The following is an 18,173-nucleotide window of genomic DNA, read 5'->3' as shown; positions in this document are numbered from 1 at the left end:
CTTCTTATAAGAGAAAGCGGTGGATTTGCTGTTATGGCCATGGTTGTTGCCATTAGTGTTTTCTCTGCATCCCTCGTGCTGATTGTATGGAAGCCGAAAGGAATTCACGAAGCAATCGTCGCCCTTCTGGGTGCGGCATTGCTATTCGTAGCCAGGCTGCTTACACCGGGGGATGCGGCTTATATATGGAGCTTTGTTTGGAATGCGACCTTCTCTTTAATCGGCATCATGCTGTTTACGGCGCTGCTGGACGCGAATGGATTTTTTCGATGGGCAGCGCTCCATATCGTTCGAACCTTTCATCATAAGCAGCTGCGCCTGTTAATCGGATTATGCGCGCTCGCCGCGGCAATTACGGTATTCTTCAACAATGACGGCACGATCTTAATTATGATTCCGATTGTGCTGGAAGTTACGGCATTGCTTCAGCTGTCTCGCAGAAGCCGTATTGCGTTCCTTCTTGGTGTAGGCTTAATGGCAGACACAGCAAGCGCACCGCTCATGATGAGCAATTTGACGAATATTTTGACCGCGGATTTCTTTGATCTGTCCTTTGGAGAATATGCCAGAACGATGATTCTTCCGGGAATCGTAGCGATTGTGGTCACGATTGCGGTGACGGCAGGTTATTTTGGACGCAGCATTCGAGCGGAAGAAGAGAGGCCCCACGCGCCCGAATCCTTTCCTGATCCGACTTCGGCGATCGGGCATAAAGGGTTATTCTATTTATCCTGGGTCAACATCGCTGCAATCATGGGAGGATATTTGGTAGCGGATAAAATAGGGGTTCCGGTTGCGGCGATTGCCTTAACGGGAGCAGCGGTCCAGTGGCTGGCGAGTATGGCTGTCGGCCAAGGAAATGTGAAAAAGACGCTCCGCGGAGCGCCTTGGCTAATCGTCGTATTCGCATTGTCGATGAATCTTATCGTCTACAGTATGTATCTGCACGGTGCTGTGAGCTGGTTCCCTCACGCAATCGAACCTTTGACGGAACAAGGGCCTTTGATTGGCATTCTCGGCTCCGGTGCTCTGTTCTCCTTGCTCAGCGCGGCCGTGAATAATTTGCCGGCCGTGCTCGTATCCTCGCTAGCCATTGAGCAGATGGCAGGGCCGCATTATTTGCCGTACGCCAGCTTACTCGGTACTTCTGTCGGCGCGAAGCTGACGCCGATCGGTTCGCTCGCGACGCTTCTGTGGCTGCAGCTGCTGCGCAGAGGCGGCATCGAAATGTCTTGGCGGGAATACGCCAAATACGGGCTGCTGTTAACCGTGCCGATTCTGTTTAGTGCACTTGTCACCTTATGGCTTATCTACTAATAAAAAGAGCTTCATCGAAAGTACCTTTTTCGTTTGAGGATCAAGGTCCAGCTTCAGCAATGCCCCGGTCGCTTGATAAGCGAGTACGCTTGCGGTATGCGTCGTCGGTTTTCCTAATGCTGTAGTCACGGCGTTCTCGCTGTCGCCGACGCGCAGCCCGCTCAAGCCGCTTGCTACGGTTTTCTCGAATACTTCAACGAAGCGAACTTTCTTATCCGCACCGTATCCGACGGAGAAGCCGGGATATTCGAGTACGGTAATCGTCTCTTTCTCATCTTCGATCGTATAGCTGTCCGCTTGCTTGCCCAGTCTGGTATCTAAAACAAACTTGGCATCGCCAACCGAAATTCCGTGGAGCTTGGGTGCTTTCGAATCCCACTTCGGCTCTTCCTTCACGACAGCCTGCTTCGTGCCGGCTTTTCCCGTGGAGGATTCCGTCGTTGCATCTGCGATCGTCGTGTCTTGCGAGGAATTCTCCTCGAATAAAGCTTCTTGGGCATCGCCTTTCGAAACATACGCTTTCTGAGGGCTGTCGGAATGGTCGTTGACCTGCGTTCCGTCTTGCTCGGCAGTTAATCGACTCGTGTTCGCACTTTCAAGCCCTGTGACGCCAAGCGAGCAGCTTGAAAGCAGGACAAGCATCGTGCAGGCAGCGGCAGCATAGGCGATTTGTTTGGTAGTTAAGGTAGTTATCATTCGTGTCACACCTCCCAGATGTTCGTCCGGCATCCGATCACTTTCGTTGTTATACAGTTAGACGTTTGTAATGGAAAAAAGTTGCAATGAATAGCCGCTGTTTCGGTATATTTTTTGCCGATTAGTTGCGCTGTCGGTGTTCCATATGATACCTTTAACGGAAAAGATTTTTTTGGTGGAGGGAAAGCGAATGGAACTGCTAAAAGAACGCATACTGCGTGAAGCCTCTATTCTAAATCAAGATGTACTCAAGCTGGATGCCCTGTTGAATCACCAGGTCGACCCGATTCTTACGCAAGAGATGGGGAAAGAATTCGCGCGTCTATATGCAGAATCGCCGATCACGAAAGTCATCACGGTGGAATCCTCCGGCATACCGGTTGCGTTTACGACAGCTCTGGCTCTTGGGGTGCCGCTCGTATTTGCGCGTCGGAAGAAAACGCTCATCGCGGATCCGGACGCCTATTGCGAACGTGTTCCGTCATTCACGAAAGGCATTGTAACGGACATTATGGTTTCCCGTCAATTCCTAACGCCTGACGATAACGTGCTGTTCATCGACGATATTATCGCGAACGGCGATGCAGCCCGCGGTCTGATCAAAATTATCGAACGTTCCGGCGCTACCTTGGCAGGACTTGGCATCGTCGTGGAGAAATCATTCCAAGCCGGCGCACGCACGATTCGCGAACAAGGCATTCGCGTAGAATCGCTGGTGCGAATTGCTTCGCTGGATGGCGGACAGATTCGTTTCGAATAATATCCAGTTAAATACCATGAACATCATCTTTTCGAGTTGAATGAATTGGCTTATAATGATCGTAAGTGACGGATTGGAGGCACAACATATGGGACAATTATCTGCTGATTATTTAGTAACCAAATTGTCGGAAGCGAAGAACCATTTCGAACGTGCTCTTGATTGCAAGCATACGGATTTTGATGACTTGTACCCTTATATGATTGAGCATCCGCAGTTTTTCTGGTATAAACGGTATGTTGCATGGTCCGAACTCCTTACGATTGTGAAGCTCTCTACAGAGCTTGAGATGGATTGGAAAGAGCAATTCACCGAGAAGCAAGCGGAGTATATCACGAGCCGTGTGATGTCTTCTCGCGTTCTTGATGAATGGTACGAAACGAATGATTCGAAGGAACATGTTAGCTGAGCGCAGATGGATACAAGAGAATGGAAAGACCTCAATGCTGGCATTCCCTGCCGTATTGAGGTTTTTTTATAGAAATGGAGCGATTGAGAATGATATCAGAAGAACAGCTGAATCAATTTCGAGTTGAAGGTACATCGGTTCGCGTAGTAAGAGATGGCATGGAAGCAAATGATGTACTCGGTATTGTCGTCGCCTGGGATGCGGACTCCGTCGTCATTCGCAAGCGCAGCCGCAGAGTGGTGAAACTAAGCAGAAGCTATGTATATGAACCGGTGACGGCACCTCGAACAGAGCTGTAACCGAAAAAGTTGAAACAAATTGCTGGTTCATCCGTATAGGTGTAACAAACGTTACTGGAGGTTATTCCGATGAAATGTCCTGTATGTTCTGATGTTCGCATGCGCGAGATAGAGAAAGACGGCGTTCTGATCGACGTTTGCCCGGATTGCAAAGGGGTTTGGCTGGATCGCGGCGAGCTGGACAAGCTTGTACGCGGTGTCAAAGAGGTTCGCGATGACTACGATCGCTTGGAGCGCAGCGTTCATGTCAATCCTGCTTATCCGCCGAATGAAACGCATTACGATCAAGATCACGATCGGCACCGGAGCCAGGACCACAATTACAACACCGGCAAAGGCTACAGCCAAAGCGGATATGACTCGCATGGGTATGATAAACATGGCTACGACAAATACGGGAAGCCGCGCAAGAAGAAAACGATGCTTGATGTTTTCGGCGACTTGTTTGATTAAGCTATAGTTAGAAAATTTCAACTTTAGTTCATCATCTTGACTTCGCATGAAGCGGATGCCATAATAAAAAACGTGGTTGCGGCTTGTACCGCAAATACATCTGCCAGATGCGGTCGTGGCGGAATTGGCAGACGCGCTAGATTCAGGTTCTAGTGGTGTAACAGCCGTGGAGGTTCGAGTCCTCTCGACCGCACCAACTATACAAACTCAGAGAAGCCTTGCCGATGCAAGGCTTCTTTTTTTTGCTCTAATGCAAGTAATTCGCATTAACTGGGTGTGATTGTAAAATAAGAGGAAATGAGCGGAATAGCTGGGAAATTGAGGTGAGCGGCTGAAGGAAAAGATCCTTTCGGTTGCTTTTCTTTTATATAAATGTCGTGCGATAAGCCGGAATTTGTACGATAATAGAGTGCAGAGGCGTGACAGCGCTAACATATAGAGGGAGGGGGGAGGTCTGATGAAGAAGTTTTCGAGCGTGTTTCGCAGCTTCCTGGTTTCTTATATCGTTATCTTAATTATTCCCAGCATCGCGGGATTCATATCTTATCGCACCTCCATCTCGGTTACAGAGAAGCTGTCCATCCAGAACAATGTGATACAGCTCCAGAAGAGCAAGGAATTGTTGGAGCGGCGGATGGCCGAGGTTGAGGGCTTCACGAGACAGCTCGCCATCAATCCGGATTTAAGTATATTGATGAATGAGAAGAGCGCGGGTGACCAAACGAATGTATATGGGATATGGAAAATGCTGCGCAGCGTCCTTACGTTCGGACAAACCAATGATTTCCTGCAGCAGTTTTATATTTATTTGGGCAACTACAACGTGATTCTGACGCCCGGCTCAGCCTATTTCCGTCCGGAGCATTATTATGATAACTTCCGTTATACGGACCAGACGCTGGCGGAGTGGAAGCAGTCTATATTGGGGAAAACACATCGCAGTGAAATCATGCCCCTTCGCAAATTCAATAATAAAGGGACGGCAACATCGGTAGTGACGTATATGCAGTCCTTCCCGCTCGACAGCTTCAGCGGTTCATCACCTGCCGTCGCCGTCGTTATTATTGATGAGAAAACGATCGCAAATCTATTGACGGGTATCACCGACAAATACGGCGGTTGGACGCAGATCAGCGATGCCAACGGTGAAACGATAGCATCTCAAGGAACCGGGTTGCCGGACATGAAGGCGTTGTCCAAGGACCCTAAATTTGATCCGAATCAAACCAGTCAATTTTACGACGATGACCTCGTCATTACGATTCATTCGGAGACGAACGGCTGGGTGTACCGTTCGGGTATTCCGAGACATGTCTTGTTGGAGAACGCGAATCAGATCAAGTTCATGACCTGGACCATTACCGGCATTGCGCTGGCTATCGGACTGCTGGTCGGCCTATTGCTCGCCTATCGCAACAGCGTGCCTATTCATAAATTGGTGTCGGTCGTGAAGGAGCAATTCGGCAAGGTGGAGACGGCCGATCGCAATGAATACGATTTTCTACACGGGAATATCGCGGAAATGATTCGCAGCAGCAATCAGCTGGAGTCCGAGCTGCACCGGCAGCTGCCGCTCATTCGCGATGCTTTCTTGAAGCGGTTAATTTCCGGGGAGCTGCAGACACGGGAGGAGATTTTTGCCGCTGCTTCCCAAGCGAATACCGGGATTTACGGCCATTCCGGGTATGTGTGCATTCTTCATGTACAGGGCTATACCGGAATGGACAGTGTCGAGGTGCTCAATGAGCTGCATGCCGCGAGACTTATCTTGAAGCAAGCGCTTCTTGATATTGCCGGCTTCATGCTGACAACCGATTGGGGTTCGGACAGGATCGTTATCGTGTTCGCTTCCAAAGAAGCGGAGACGGGTAATACGCTTGGACGCAGCGAGATTGCCGCACTGCTGGAACAGCTGTCTCGGCAGGCTTTTGCGGAATATCGGATTACATTTACGGCTGCGCTCGGCGATCATTTCGGCTCGGAAACGGAAGTCAGCGTTTCCTATGAGCAGGCCAAGCAGACGCTGGAGCATGCGCTGCACGCCGATCGCAAAGGTGTCGTTTGGTATGACGAAACGAGCATGGAGAGCGCAACCTACTATTACCCGCTTGAATTGGAGCTTCGTCTAATCGGGACGATCCGGGCCGGGGAAACAGATGAAGCAAGGCGCATCGTCCGATCCGTGCTTTCGCTTAATACAGAACAGCGCGAGCTGTCGGTAGAAATGTGGCAGCAGCTGGTCGGAGAGGTTAAGGGAACGCTTCTGAAGCTGCTTGATCAGAAAACATTTATGGAATCCGGCATATTCGAGCAGTTGAAGGATCGGATTATTGCCATTCAAGCGCAGGATAAACGCAGCTTCCAGACGGAAATCGAGGATATTGCCGATGCGCTGTGCGCGGTAGTCGTCAGCCGCAAGAATGACAGTCATACGAGAACGGTTGACGGCATCAAAGCTTATATCGGCGAACATTTTTCGGATTCCGAGCTTACGTTATACCGGATTGCGGAGCAAGTGGAGCGGCCGGAGAAATACATTTCGCAGCTGTTTAAGGAAGTAACCGGCTCTAATCTGTCGGATTATTTGGAGCAGGTGCGAATGGAACACGCGGTGTCACTGCTTCGTGAGAATCGGTATACGGTCGATGAAATTTCATCGCGTGTCGGCTATAACAGTTCCCATTCATTCCGCAGGGCGTTCAAACGCGTCACAGGTGTGTCACCAAGCTCGTACCGGCAGATTGCCGAGGGTTGAAAGGAGGATTTGCATTGAAGATGTTTGCTCGGTCAGCTTGTACCGCAATTTCACTATGCGCAATCCTCTTCGCACTTCCTGCATGCGATCATATGAAGCAGCAGGACAAATCCGCTGCTAAACCGATCCGAATCAGCATTTTCGCGCAGCAGGATTCGGATCAAAATTTGAAAACGAATGATTTCTCGCTTTCGCTGGAGCAGAAGTTTAACGTCTCCTTCGATTGGAGGACAATTCGATATGAAGGCGCTAAGGAAAAGAGACAAATATCGCTGGCGAGCGGCAATTATCCGGATGCTTATATTTTGACAAGCTATATTGATCAGTTCACGCAGGCGGATGTTCTTCGTTACGGCAAACAGGGTATCTTCTATCCTCTGAATGATCTGATCGACCAATATGCGCCGAATATCAAAGCAGCTTTCGATCGAGAGCCGGGGCTTCGCGCGCTCAATACGGCGCCGGACGGCAATATCTATGGATTGGCCGCATTCAGCGATTGTTTTCATTGCTCTTACCCCTATAAGCTGTGGTTGAACGAGAAGTGGCTTAAGAAGCTCCACCTGGATATGCCGAAGACGACCGAGGATTTACGCGAAGTGCTTAGGGCGTTCAAGAACGGTGACCCCAATGGCAACGGTCTGGCCGACGAAGTTCCGCTCAGCGGATCGACAGAGGATTTCGGCGTGCGGGTGCTTCCGTATTTAATGAACGGGTTCGTTTACGATGATGATCGCACTTACGTTGAAGTTGCCAATGGGAAAGTCAGCTTGGCAGCGGACAAGCCTGAATGGCGCGAGGGACTGAAATACGTCAAATCTTTATATGATGAAGGTTTAATCGATGTAGGTGCTTTTACGCAAAATGCCGATGCCTATAAACAGCTGGGCGAGAATGCCGGCGCGCAGATCTTGGGATCGGGGACGGCTATGCATCCGGCGATCTTCGTTGACACGGGACTTGGCAACGAACGAGGCAGCGATTATGTGGCCGTTCCTCCGCTTCAAGGACCGCACGCTTCTTACGCCGTTTATTATCAGTCCGGCAGCACGCCGGGAGCCAAATTCGCAATTACGGACAAAGCAAGTCCGCAAGCGCGCATTGCGCTCATTCGAATTGCGGATTATCTGTATACGCCGGAAGGTCAAGCCGGTGCGGAAATAGGCAAGGAAGGACTGGATTGGCGAAGACCGCTCGATGGAGAGCAAGCGCTTGACCCCAATATCCCGGCGAAGTTCGCAAGTATTGTAGTGAAAGAGTCGGAAGCTCACCATAATACGAGATGGAGCGGGATGGGCCATTTCTATATGCCGAAGTCCTACAGGAACAGCTGGGTGCAGGATATGGACATTTACTCGCCGGCCGGCTACGAGAGAAGGCTGTATCAGGCGACGGAATTATACGCAGGACATGAGCCTAAGGAATTTTTTCCGATATGGTCCGTTTGGATCGACTCCTCTAATGCAGATGAAGAGAGTCTTCTCCAATCGAATATCAAACACGAGATTGATGAAAGCGCAATGGCGTTCATAACAGGTCAATTAGACCTCGATAAGGACTGGAGTGCATATGTTAAAGGTCTAAATGCGCTTGGCTCCAATCGCTACGTGACGATTTTGCAGCAGGCGTACAACAAATGGCTTGCACAAGAAAATACGAAATAAGCACGTTAACCGGCCGCGGCAGATGCGGTCGGTTTTTTTGCGCCTTTTTGCGAGGCGCGATTGCCCAGATGGCCGTTTTATGCGGAAATGTCCCCCTAAATTCGGGAGATCTGTACGCTAAAAGACGCAATTGTACCTTCCTTGAGGTACCTGAAATCACCTATGATCGATCCTGTAGAAAGCGCTGTCACACATCAAGGTTCGATTCATAGGAGGGGATTGTTTTGGAAGCCGCTGGCAAACGTCTCGGCGCAAGAAGAAGTTTCGCAAGACATTGGCAATTGTATCTCGTCGTCACGCCACCGCTGTTGTTCTTTATTATTTTCAAATACTACCCGATGCTGAACGCGGTATTAGCCTTCAAAGACTACTACGTGACCAAGGGCATCTGGGGAAGCCCGTGGGTGGGCTTTCATAACTTCAGATTGTTCTTTGAGAACCCGGTGTTCGGTACGATCGTGAAGAATACGCTCACACTTAGCTTCTATCTGCTGCTTGCCGGATTCCCGGTTCCGATTATACTGGCGCTCATGTTAAATGAAGTACGCGCTCAGAAGTTCAAGCGTTTCGTGCAGCTCGTCACCTTTGCGCCGTACTTTATTTCCACGGTCGTCATGGTCTCGATTATTATGCTTTTCCTAGCACCGAGGCTTGGATTTGTAAACGTATTCATGAATCATTTGGGGCTTGAATCCGTGAACTTCCTGGGTAACCCGAACATGTTTACCTCCATTTATGTATGGTCGGATATTTGGCAAACAGCCGGTTATTCCGCCGTTATCTATTTGGCAGCGCTTGCCGGGGTTGATCCAACGCTATATGAAGCAGCCAAGGTGGACGGCGCATCTCGCTTCCAGAAGATTTGGAACGTTGATTTGCCAGGTATTATGCCCACAATCTCCATCATCTTGATTCTGAATGTCGGCAACGTCATGGCAATCGGCTTCGAGAAAGTGTATCTGCTTCAAAATAAATTAAATATCGCCAGCTCAGAGATTATCGCGACATATGTGTATCAAATCGGTTTGCTGAATGCGAATTACAGCTTTGCGACGGCGGTAGGTTTGTTTAACTCCGTCATCAATCTGGTTCTGTTATTTACGGTAAACGCAATGGCACGGCGGTTTTTGAAATCCAGCATCTGGTAATGAAGAGGTGTTCACGTGGCTAAGGTAGCGACTCGAATCAAAGAATCATCAGGCGATAAAGTGTTCCTAACCGTCATTTACATCATTCTGGCCCTCGTGCTGGTGGCGGTGCTTTATCCGTTAATCTACATTTTCAGCAGCTCATTCAGCAGTCCGGCTGCCGTTTCTGCGGGACGTGTCTGGCTGTGGCCGGTCGATTTCTCGATAAAGGGCTACGAAGCCTTGTTTAAGAATCCGCAAGTATTGACCGGCTACGGCAATTCCTTGCTGTACACGGCGGCAGGCACATTGATCAGTGTCATGTTGACGGTCATGCTGGCGTACCCGCTTTCGCGGTCGACGTTCTTCGGACGAAACGTCATTATGATGCTCATTACGTTCACGATGCTGTTCAGCGGAGGACTGATTCCGACTTATTTGGTCGTGAAGAGCATGGGGATGATCGACACAAGATGGGCGCTAATCATTCCGAACGCCGTTTGGGTATGGCAGGTTATCATTGCAAGGTCCTTCTTCCAGCAGTCCATACCGGCTGAGCTTGTGGAAGCGAGCGAAATCGACGGCTGTACGGATATCCGCTTCATTCGCAGTGTCGTGCTGTCACTGTCCAAGCCGATCATTGCCGTACTCGTCATCATGTACGCGGTCGGTCAGTGGAATGCATACTTTGATGCCCTTATTTATCTCAAAACATCAAGTAAGTACCCCTTGCAGCTGATCCTGCGAAGTATCATCATCCAGAACAACAGCGGCTCCAACATGGATGCCATGAAGCAGGTGGAGAAGCAGCAGCTGGCAGAGCTACTGAAATACTCGCTGATTGTCGTAGCCACACTTCCGGTGCTGATTATTTATCCGTTCGTACAGCGTTATTTTGTGCAAGGGATGCTGGTAGGGTCGGTTAAGGGCTGATTGTAATGGAGGCTATGAAAGGGGTGATGCCGTTTACAAGCGCATCTGTTCACAGGCTGTGCTTGAACGTGATGGTATTGGTGATGGCAATAAACCAAGCAGATCTACTAAAAGGGAGCGATTACACGTGTTAAAAAAGAGAATGGTAAGCTTGCTCGCAATCGTCATGATGACCACCATGGTGATGTCGGCTTGCTCCAAAGACAACGGAAACAGTAATACGTCTTCGAACACCGAACCGACAAATGCCGCAGCGACGAATACGAACGAGCCTGCCGAAACAAACACGGCTACGCCTGCAGAACCGGTCGACATCAAGCTGTTCGCAGTACAAGAACAGGACATTAACCTGGAAACGAACAAGTTCACGAAATTCGTGGAAGATAAATTCAACATTAAATTCACGTTCGAAGCCATTCCAGGCGATGGCGCTAAAGAGAAACGTCAAATTTCCTTGGCGAGCGGCGATTTCCCGGATGCATATATGCTGACGGCGTATATCGATCAATTCTCCCAAGCGGACCTAATTAAATACGGTAAGCAAGGCGTATTGATTCCGCTGAACGATCTAATCGATCAATATGCACCGAACATTAAGGCAGCTCTGGACAGCAATGCGGATTTCAAAGCATTCAGCGTAGCGCCGGACGGCAACATCTACGGTCTTCCTGCTTACTCCCAATGTTTCCACTGTTCGTACCCGAACAAAATGTGGCTGAACACGGGCTGGCTGGAGAAGCTGAAGCTGGATATGCCGAAAACGACGGAAGATTTCAAGAAGGTTTTGGAAGCGTTTAAAAACCAAGATCCTAACGGCAACGGCAAAAAAGACGAAGTACCGCTCAGCGGCTCGACAGAGGATTTCGGCGTTCGCGTCGTTCCTTATTTGATGGATGCATTCGTGTATGATGACGACCGCAACCACTTGTTGATGAAAGACGGTAAAGTAGGCTCCGCGGCTGTAACGAACGAATGGAAACAAGGTTTGACGTACATTAAATCGTTGTTCGATGAAGGTCTGATCGATCCGGGCGCTTTCACGCAAAATGCGGAAGCCTTCAAGAAAATCGGCGAAAACGGCGATGCGCAAATTCTCGGCGCAGGCGCAGGGATGCACCCGGCTATATTCGTAAACATCGATCACGGCAACAAAAACTCCAAAGACTACAACCCGGTACCACCGCTTACAGGACCAAACGGCGTATCGCTGGCTACACATGACGGCGGCGGTGTTTCCCCCGGCGCGAAATTCGCAATCACCAGCAAAGCAAGCAAAGAAGCGCAAGTTGCACTGATTCAGCTTGTTGATTACATGTTCTCTCCTGAAGGTCAAACAAACGGCGCATCCGGTATGAAAGACATTGACTGGAGAGATCCGAAAGACGGCGAGGTAGCGCTTGGCGAAGGCGTGAAACCGATGGTTGCACCGATTCCGAGAGCGGAAGGCGAAGCGCCTCGTAACGCCGGTTGGAGCGGTATGGCTCACTTCTACATGCCGAAAGAATACCGTGACAGCTATGTACAAGGCACAGACATCTACGACTCCGCGAACTATGAGCGTCGTTTGTATCAAGCAACGCTGCAATACCAAGGTCATGAGCCGCAAGAGCTGTTCCCGCTGTGGGCAATCTGGCTTGATCCTTCCGAAGTAGATGAAGCTACAATGCTGCAAACGAACATCAAAACGTACATCGATGAGAACTCGCTGCAATTCATCACGGGTCACAAGAGCCTGGATAAAGATTGGGACAGCTACGTAAAAGGTCTTGAAGATCTGAAGCTCAATCGTTACCTGGAAATTTTGCAAAAAGCGTATGATTCCTCCACGTTCAAGAAATAAGCATGGCAAGACAACCGGGCGCATTATCGATGCATAGGCGCCCGGTTTTTTTAATGCCAATGATGCAAAGGGGATGAATGATGTGATTCAGGTTCGGGCAGGCAGAGCTTTACGCGTGTGGGTGATTGTTGTGTTGTTAATCGTTGCACAGCTTGCCGTAATCGCACCTAGAGAAAACACAGCATACGCAGCAAACAACGGGCTGGGCGCTAAACCGTACATGGGCTGGAGCAGCTACAGCATGCAGGTGTACAGCGGCAACTCTGCTTGGATTACGGCAGCGCAGATTAAGGTGCAGTCCGATGCGATGCATACGACGCTGCAATCGCATGGCTACGAGTACATCAACATCGATGCCGGCTGGAACGGCGGCATGGACGGCTATGGGCGGCCGGTGCCGAGCGCGACGCTTTACCCGAACGGTCTCGGCGAGGTGATCGATTATGTGCACAACAACGGCCAGAAGATCGGGTTGTACATGATTCCGGGTTTGGCGCCGCAGGCGTATACCGCGGATTTGCCTATTTATAACGCACCTGGCTGCTCGATGCAGGACATCGCGGTACTGCCTTTGACGACGGCAGATTACTGGGGGCTCGGCTACAAAATCGACTTCTCGAACCCATGCGCGCAGAAATATATTGATTCGATCGCGAATCTGCTGGATTCATGGGGCGTTGACTTCTTGAAGTTCGATAGCGTTACGCCGGGATCCGGACATAACGATACGTCCATCGATTCCCGCGGCGATGTTGCCGCTTGGTCGCAAGCGCTTGCTCCGCATGGCATCTGGTTCGAGCTTTCTTGGGCACTGGATCACAATTACGTTGACACTTGGAAGCAGTATGCAAACGGCTGGCGGGTCGACTGGGATGTGGAGTGCTATTGCACGAATACCGCATTGACTTCGTGGCCGAATATCGCTCGGTTATTTCCGGATGCGGCTACATGGTGGCGGGACGCAGGACCCGGCGGTTGGAATGATTTCGATTCGCTGAACGTCGGTAATGGCGCAATGGACGGCTTGACGCAGGATGAACGCCGTACGGCCATGACGCTGTGGGCTATGTCTTCTGCGCAGCTGTATACCGGCAATGACCTGACGAATCTGGACAGCTTCGGCATTAGTCTGCTGACTAACGATGAAGTCATCGCCGTCAACCAAGCGGGCCGGCCGGCGCATCCCGTGTCGACGGCAACGAATCAGCAGGTTTGGTACGCCAACAACGGAGACGGCACCTACACGGTTGGCTTGGTGAATCTCGGCAGCGCGGCGGCAACGGTGACGGTGAACTGGACCGACATCGGGTTGAACGGCGCGGCAAACGTCCGCGACTTGTGGTCGCATACCGATCTGGGCTCTTATAATACCGGTTACAGCTCAATCAATCTGCCTGCTCATGGCTCGCGGCTTCTGAAGGTAAGAGCTGCGGGCGGATCGGTTACGGCTAATGACGACGATACAGGCATCAAGTATTCGGGCAGCTGGCAGCGCAGCTACAACCGCGGACTCGGCGATTACCAGGACGATGTCCATTTCACGCAAACAAACAACGATTATTTCGAATACTCGTTTAACGGAACAGGCGTAGAACTGATTACGGAGAAGGACTCGTCCCAAGGTAATATCGATATTTACGTCGATAATGTCTTTAAAGGGACGGTCAGTACGTATAACGCAACCAGGCAGCTGCAGCAGTCCGTATATGCCATCAGCGGGCTCGCAAACGGAGCGCATACGCTGAAGGCGGTTAAGAAATCGGGTACCTATATGCTAGTGGACAAATTGCGCTTCAGCGTTCCGGCCGACATCGCTGTCAATGACACCGATACATCGATCACTTACTCCGGTACGTGGACGTATAACGGCAGCAGAGGATTTGGCGATTATCAGGACGATGTGCATTATACGTCCACGAATAACAACTACGCTCAGTATACGTTTAACGGAACCGGTGTTGAGCTGATTACGGAGAAAGAAGCGGGACAAGGGGATATCGATATTTATATCGATAACGTCTTCAAAGGCACGGTAAGCACCTATAATGCAACCCGACTGACGCAGCAAAGCGTGTACCGGATTTCCGGCCTAACGAACGGCAGCCATACGATCAAGGTCGTGAAGAAGTCAGGTACTTACATGCTTATCGACGCGTTCAAGGTGACCACGAATAAAACTCAAATCAACAATTCGGACGCAGGTCTTACGTACTCCGGAGCATGGTCGTTGAACGGAAACCGAGGCTTCGGCGATTTCAACAATGACGTTCATTTTACGCAAACGAACAATGATTACGTCCAGTATACGTTTACGGGAACCGGCATTGAATACATCACGGAGAAGGAAGCGGGACAAGGCGATGTTGATATTTATATCGATAACGTCTTCAAGGCGACAGTCAGCACGTATAATGCGACCCGGCTTGCGAACCAGGTCGTCTACCAAATCACCGGTTTGACTTCGGGCAGCCACACGTTTAAAGCCGTAAAGAAAACGGGGACGTATATGCTGCTGGATTCGCTCCGAGTTACACCTTAATAGAATGCAGGCGGCTCTTCGCGAGTTGAAATGCTGCCAGTTATGCAACATTTCTATGGATTAGCGAGCTCCGTGGAGGAAATGTTGCGATTTTTACAACATTTTATGGACGTTCTTATGCGGAGGGCCTGCCTTGTTGGAGGATCAGGGATGAATAACATGATGAACATCAATCCATATTGTACTGTGCGCGAAGGTTTGCCGCATTTTCGGAAGAAGCTGAGTCTGAACGAACCCGTTACCGTCGCTTTCCTCGGAGGGTCAATTACGGAAGGCTACGGCGCCTCTGATCCTGATCAATCCAGCTGGCGAGCGCTCACGGAGCAATACTTGCAGACCGCCTACGCATCTGCTGAATGGACCTTCATTAATGCGGGGGTCGGGGGGACGAACTCTACGCTCGGCGCGCATCGACTGCAAGCCCATGTCATGTCGGAGCAAGACATTGACCTGCTGTTCATCGAGTTTGCGGTGAATGACAGCCAGCACCGCGAGCAAACCGCTGAAGGAAGAGCGGAGACAATCCGTGGCATGGAGGGGATCGTGAGACAATGCCGCCGGCTGTCGCCGCGGGCCGACATTGTGTTTCTCTATTCCGCGGACGAGAACAACCTCAGGGAGAAGGAACCTTTCTTCATCTCTGCACATGAAGAGGTTGCAGCTCATTACGGTCTGCCTTCGGTGTCGTTCTTCGCGAGGGTGCGTGATTGGCTGTGGGCAGGCGGAGGGACATGGGAGCAGCTTGCGCCGGATCGCACGCATCCGAATGATGCCGGCTATGCTTTCTATGCGGATTTATTGCTGGCGTTTCTGGAGGCTGCTTTAGAGGAAAATACGACTGGGACGATGAACGAGATTTCATTCGACCTTCCGGTACCATTGCTTGAAGGATCTTATGAGCAAGCTGCTATGAGAAACATGTCCGAAGCCTACGACGTGAAGCTGCTCCGGAAACAGGGGAGACCGGACAACATGGTCAACTGGCGATATGCTGCGGATCATCTGGCCTCAGATTCACAGGAGGCAGCGTTCAGCTTCGACGTGAATGGACATGGAGCGGGTTTGCTGCTCCTATGCGGGCCGGATTCCGGTATGCTGGAATTCTCCGTCAACGGAGGACCGTTCCGACTCGTGAATCCGTTCGATGAGTGGTGTCCGTTGTTCCAGAGGCCGGTGCCTGTCCAACTGGTGGCACATGCGCAGGCAGAGCCGATGCGGATTAGGGTGCGCAATACTGCACGGAAGGATGAGCGAAGCATCGGGAATTGGCTTCGCGTGCTGGCGCTGTTGGAGCATTGATGGCGGATTTCAAGAAAATATTGACTTCGCCTTAACAAATATGGTATTTTAATAAACGCTGCTTCTCTTATGAAGCGACAACTGCCAGATGCGGTCGTGGCGGAATTGGCAGACGCGCTAGATTCAGGTTCTAGTGGTGTAACAGCCGTGGAGGTTCGAGTCCTCTCGACCGCACCATACGCTAACGAACAAGGGTTTCGGCAAGCTCAATCGAGCTTGCGGAGCCCTTTTTTTGTTGCCTCGAACAGAATGAATGATATGCCTTTTCCCCTTCATCTAACTCGATAGCCACTCTGTAAACAATCTTGTACATCTGACCTATATACCATATCCAAATGTACCTTTTGCAAATGGAGTATATCTTTATCGACAAAACCTGTATATTTATATCGATTTTCAGTTCGAAATTGTCAAATCTATTAAAAATTTCATAAAAAGATATATTCACTATTTACAATTCAGTAAATTAGTCATAAAATGAAAACGCAAACAAATGTCAGGTTATACCTATTTAATATAGTCAAGGTATACCTTCGAGCAGTGCGTCCAGAGAGGAGGCCATCCATACTTTAGCAGCTCAGCAAGGGTTTAGATGCAAGTAACTACTTTTTCTAACCAAGGGGAGGACAAAACAAAATGCGTAATGGAAACAAACGTAGTTTGATGGTCTCGGCAGCAGCATTGATGGTAGCTTTTTCGGTGGCAGGATGTGGCGCAAACAACACAACGAATAACACAACGAATAACACGACTTCTGAAGGAGCAGCAAATACAGACGCGGCGGCAACGACGAACGAAACCAATGCCGCGAACACAGCTGAAAACGCTCCTGCAGAGAGTGCCGGCGATCTGAAAGGCGCAACAATCAAAATCGGTCTGTGGTGGGACGGCGCTGACCCGCGTCTGATGGAAGAGAAAGATCGTGGTCCTGCGGAAGACGAGCAAATCGCGTTAATCGAAGCTGCAGAGAAGAAATATAACGGCAAAATCGAATTCGTGAAGTTCGGCGATTACGGCAAATATGTAGAGAACCTGACAACGACCTCGCTTGCAGGCGATCCGTTCGCGGATGTAGTCGTGCTTGAGCTGTTCTGGTCATTCCCGGGACTCGTAAACAAGAACTTCATCCTGCCAATCGACGATATGCTGGATCTGAGCGATTCCAAGTACATACCTTGGATGAAGAACGGCGGCAGCTTCCAAGGCAAACAATACGGATTCATTGATTCTCCTCCTTCTCCATACGGCATTTTCTATAATAAGAAGCTCGTGCAACAGCTTGGCGTTGAAGATCCATACGAATTGCAGAAGAGCGGCGCATGGACTTGGGATAAATTCCGCGAGCTTGCTAAAGCCGCAACGAAAGATCAAGACGGCGACGGCAAAACAGACGTATTCGGATACATCGGCGATATGAAAGTAAGTACGGAGCAATTCGTATACGGGAATAAAGGCTCGTTCGATAAAGACGAGAGCGGCAACATGAAGTTCTCGATGGACAGCGCAAACTCGATCCAAGGTCTTCAATTGGTAGCGGATATGTACAATGTGGATAAATCGATCCTGCAGCCGGCTCCCAAAGACGGCAATGACAAAGCATTTATCGCCGGCAAAAGCGTCATGTATGGCGGTTTTAGCTGGGAGCTTGGCGGCTTGAAGGACAACATGAAGGATACGGAGCTTGGTTATGTCTTCTTCCCGAAAGCGCCTAACGCATCAGATTACACATCCTACACGCCTTACGGCAACATGTACATGGTTTCCAAATACTCCAAGAATCCTGAAATCGCTATGAAAATCATGGATGAAATCAGCTTGCACGGAAAAAACAAAGAGCTTGCAGTAGAAAGCTGGAAAAACCAATATACGCCGGATGCACTTGATACGCGTACGCAAATGTACGACAAAATCGATTACAGCGGCAGCTACATCGCCATTCCGGATGCAGACAAATTGGTTGACAGCGTACTGAAAGATATTACGGAAGGTAAAGTAGCGCCTGCTACAGCAGTAGAGAAAGTCAAAAATCAATTTGATGCAGGCATCGCGAAGCTGCAAGCGGACTTGAAGTAACGCAATTAG

14 protein-coding genes and 2 tRNA genes are annotated in these 18,173 nt (G+C 50.0%); 15 read left to right on the top strand and 1 reads right to left on the bottom strand.

Annotation, left to right across the window (positions count from 1 at the left end; translation table 11 throughout):
• Positions 1-33 precede the first annotated feature (33 nt).
• Positions 34-1,317, top strand: coding sequence for an ArsB/NhaD family transporter (locus I8J30_RS00945; RefSeq protein ID WP_210654608.1), 1,284 nt, complete (start codon positions 34-36; stop codon positions 1,315-1,317).
• Here I8J30_RS00945 and I8J30_RS00940 read toward each other — a convergent pair.
• The gene (locus tag I8J30_RS00940) at positions 1,300-2,013 is read right to left on the bottom strand and encodes a hypothetical protein (protein ID WP_210654607.1); all 714 of its coding nucleotides are present in this window, start codon (positions 2,011-2,013) and stop codon (positions 1,300-1,302) included. The two genes, I8J30_RS00945 and I8J30_RS00940, sit on opposite strands and share 18 nt — an antisense overlap.
• A gap of 190 nt (positions 2,014-2,203) precedes the next feature.
• Between I8J30_RS00940 and I8J30_RS00935 the strand changes: the two genes are divergently transcribed.
• The 14 genes from I8J30_RS00935 (at position 2,204) to I8J30_RS00870 (ending at position 18,164) form a co-directional block, all read left to right on the top strand.
• Entirely contained in the window at positions 2,204-2,773 is a 570-nt protein-coding gene (locus I8J30_RS00935) for a xanthine phosphoribosyltransferase (protein WP_210654606.1), read from the top strand.
• Positions 2,774-2,861: 88 nt separating this feature from the next.
• Positions 2,862-3,182: a hypothetical protein gene (locus I8J30_RS00930; RefSeq protein WP_090978009.1), complete on the top strand. Its 321-nt coding sequence runs from the start codon at positions 2,862-2,864 to the stop codon at positions 3,180-3,182.
• Positions 3,183-3,271: 89 nt separating this feature from the next.
• Positions 3,272-3,481 carry a hypothetical protein gene (locus I8J30_RS00925; protein WP_091215147.1) on the top strand — a complete coding sequence of 70 codons (210 nt, stop codon included), beginning with the start codon at positions 3,272-3,274 and terminating at the stop codon, positions 3,479-3,481.
• Positions 3,482-3,550: 69 nt separating this feature from the next.
• A complete protein-coding gene (locus I8J30_RS00920) occupies positions 3,551-3,934 on the top strand; it encodes a TFIIB-type zinc ribbon-containing protein (RefSeq protein ID WP_210654605.1) in 384 nt (127 codons plus the stop codon).
• A 109-nt stretch (positions 3,935-4,043) separates the two neighbouring features.
• Positions 4,044-4,130: transfer RNA gene (locus tag I8J30_RS00915), tRNA-Leu, on the top strand.
• Between the two features lie 261 nt (positions 4,131-4,391).
• A complete protein-coding gene (locus tag I8J30_RS00910) occupies positions 4,392-6,689 on the top strand; it encodes a helix-turn-helix domain-containing protein (RefSeq protein WP_210654604.1) in 2,298 nt (765 codons plus the stop codon).
• Positions 6,690-6,709: 20 nt separating this feature from the next.
• Positions 6,710-8,353, top strand: coding sequence for an extracellular solute-binding protein (locus I8J30_RS00905; RefSeq protein ID WP_210655992.1), 1,644 nt, complete (start codon positions 6,710-6,712; stop codon positions 8,351-8,353).
• A gap of 224 nt (positions 8,354-8,577) precedes the next feature.
• On the top strand, positions 8,578-9,501 hold the full coding sequence (locus I8J30_RS00900) for an ABC transporter permease (RefSeq protein ID WP_210654602.1): 924 nt from the start codon (positions 8,578-8,580) through the stop codon (positions 9,499-9,501).
• A 15-nt stretch (positions 9,502-9,516) separates the two neighbouring features.
• Positions 9,517-10,413: a carbohydrate ABC transporter permease gene (locus I8J30_RS00895; RefSeq protein WP_210654600.1), complete on the top strand. Its 897-nt coding sequence runs from the start codon at positions 9,517-9,519 to the stop codon at positions 10,411-10,413.
• Positions 10,414-10,555: 142 nt separating this feature from the next.
• The gene (locus I8J30_RS00890) at positions 10,556-12,253 is read left to right on the top strand and encodes an extracellular solute-binding protein (RefSeq protein WP_210655990.1); all 1,698 of its coding nucleotides are present in this window, start codon (positions 10,556-10,558) and stop codon (positions 12,251-12,253) included.
• Between the two features lie 82 nt (positions 12,254-12,335).
• Positions 12,336-14,792 (top strand): glycoside hydrolase family 27 protein, encoded by a 2,457-nt coding sequence (locus I8J30_RS00885; RefSeq protein WP_338044758.1) that lies wholly within the window; start codon positions 12,336-12,338, stop codon positions 14,790-14,792.
• 150 nt (positions 14,793-14,942) lie between these two features.
• Positions 14,943-16,091, top strand: a complete 1,149-nt coding sequence (locus tag I8J30_RS00880; protein WP_210654596.1) for an SGNH/GDSL hydrolase family protein — start codon at positions 14,943-14,945, stop codon at positions 16,089-16,091.
• A gap of 90 nt (positions 16,092-16,181) precedes the next feature.
• A tRNA-Leu gene (locus I8J30_RS00875) sits at positions 16,182-16,268 on the top strand.
• A 459-nt stretch (positions 16,269-16,727) separates the two neighbouring features.
• Entirely contained in the window at positions 16,728-18,164 is a 1,437-nt protein-coding gene (locus tag I8J30_RS00870) for an ABC transporter substrate-binding protein (RefSeq protein ID WP_210654594.1), read from the top strand.
• Positions 18,165-18,173: the final 9 nt, after the last annotated feature.

This window comes from Paenibacillus lignilyticus, assembly GCF_017942085.1.
Lineage (GTDB): Bacteria > Bacillota > Bacilli > Paenibacillales > Paenibacillaceae > Paenibacillus_Z > Paenibacillus_Z lignilyticus.
This window is presented reverse-complemented; position numbering and strand designations above follow the sequence as displayed.

Coding starts and splice junctions, on each gene's coding strand:
- I8J30_RS00940 (WP_210654607.1), bottom strand. CDS start 2,013: ATGATAACTACCTTAACTACCAAACAAATCGCCTATGCTGCCGCTGCC.
- I8J30_RS00890 (WP_210655990.1), top strand. CDS start 10,556: ATGGTAAGCTTGCTCGCAATCGTCATGATGACCACCATGGTGATGTCG.
- I8J30_RS00920 (WP_210654605.1), top strand. CDS start 3,551: ATGAAATGTCCTGTATGTTCTGATGTTCGCATGCGCGAGATAGAGAAA.
- I8J30_RS00905 (WP_210655992.1), top strand. CDS start 6,710: ATGTTTGCTCGGTCAGCTTGTACCGCAATTTCACTATGCGCAATCCTC.
- I8J30_RS00930 (WP_090978009.1), top strand. CDS start 2,862: ATGGGACAATTATCTGCTGATTATTTAGTAACCAAATTGTCGGAAGCG.
- I8J30_RS00925 (WP_091215147.1), top strand. CDS start 3,272: ATGATATCAGAAGAACAGCTGAATCAATTTCGAGTTGAAGGTACATCG.
- I8J30_RS00870 (WP_210654594.1), top strand. CDS start 16,728: ATGCGTAATGGAAACAAACGTAGTTTGATGGTCTCGGCAGCAGCATTG.
- I8J30_RS00935 (WP_210654606.1), top strand. CDS start 2,204: ATGGAACTGCTAAAAGAACGCATACTGCGTGAAGCCTCTATTCTAAAT.
- I8J30_RS00880 (WP_210654596.1), top strand. CDS start 14,943: ATGAATAACATGATGAACATCAATCCATATTGTACTGTGCGCGAAGGT.
- I8J30_RS00910 (WP_210654604.1), top strand. CDS start 4,392: ATGAAGAAGTTTTCGAGCGTGTTTCGCAGCTTCCTGGTTTCTTATATC.
- I8J30_RS00945 (WP_210654608.1), top strand. CDS start 34: ATGGCCATGGTTGTTGCCATTAGTGTTTTCTCTGCATCCCTCGTGCTG.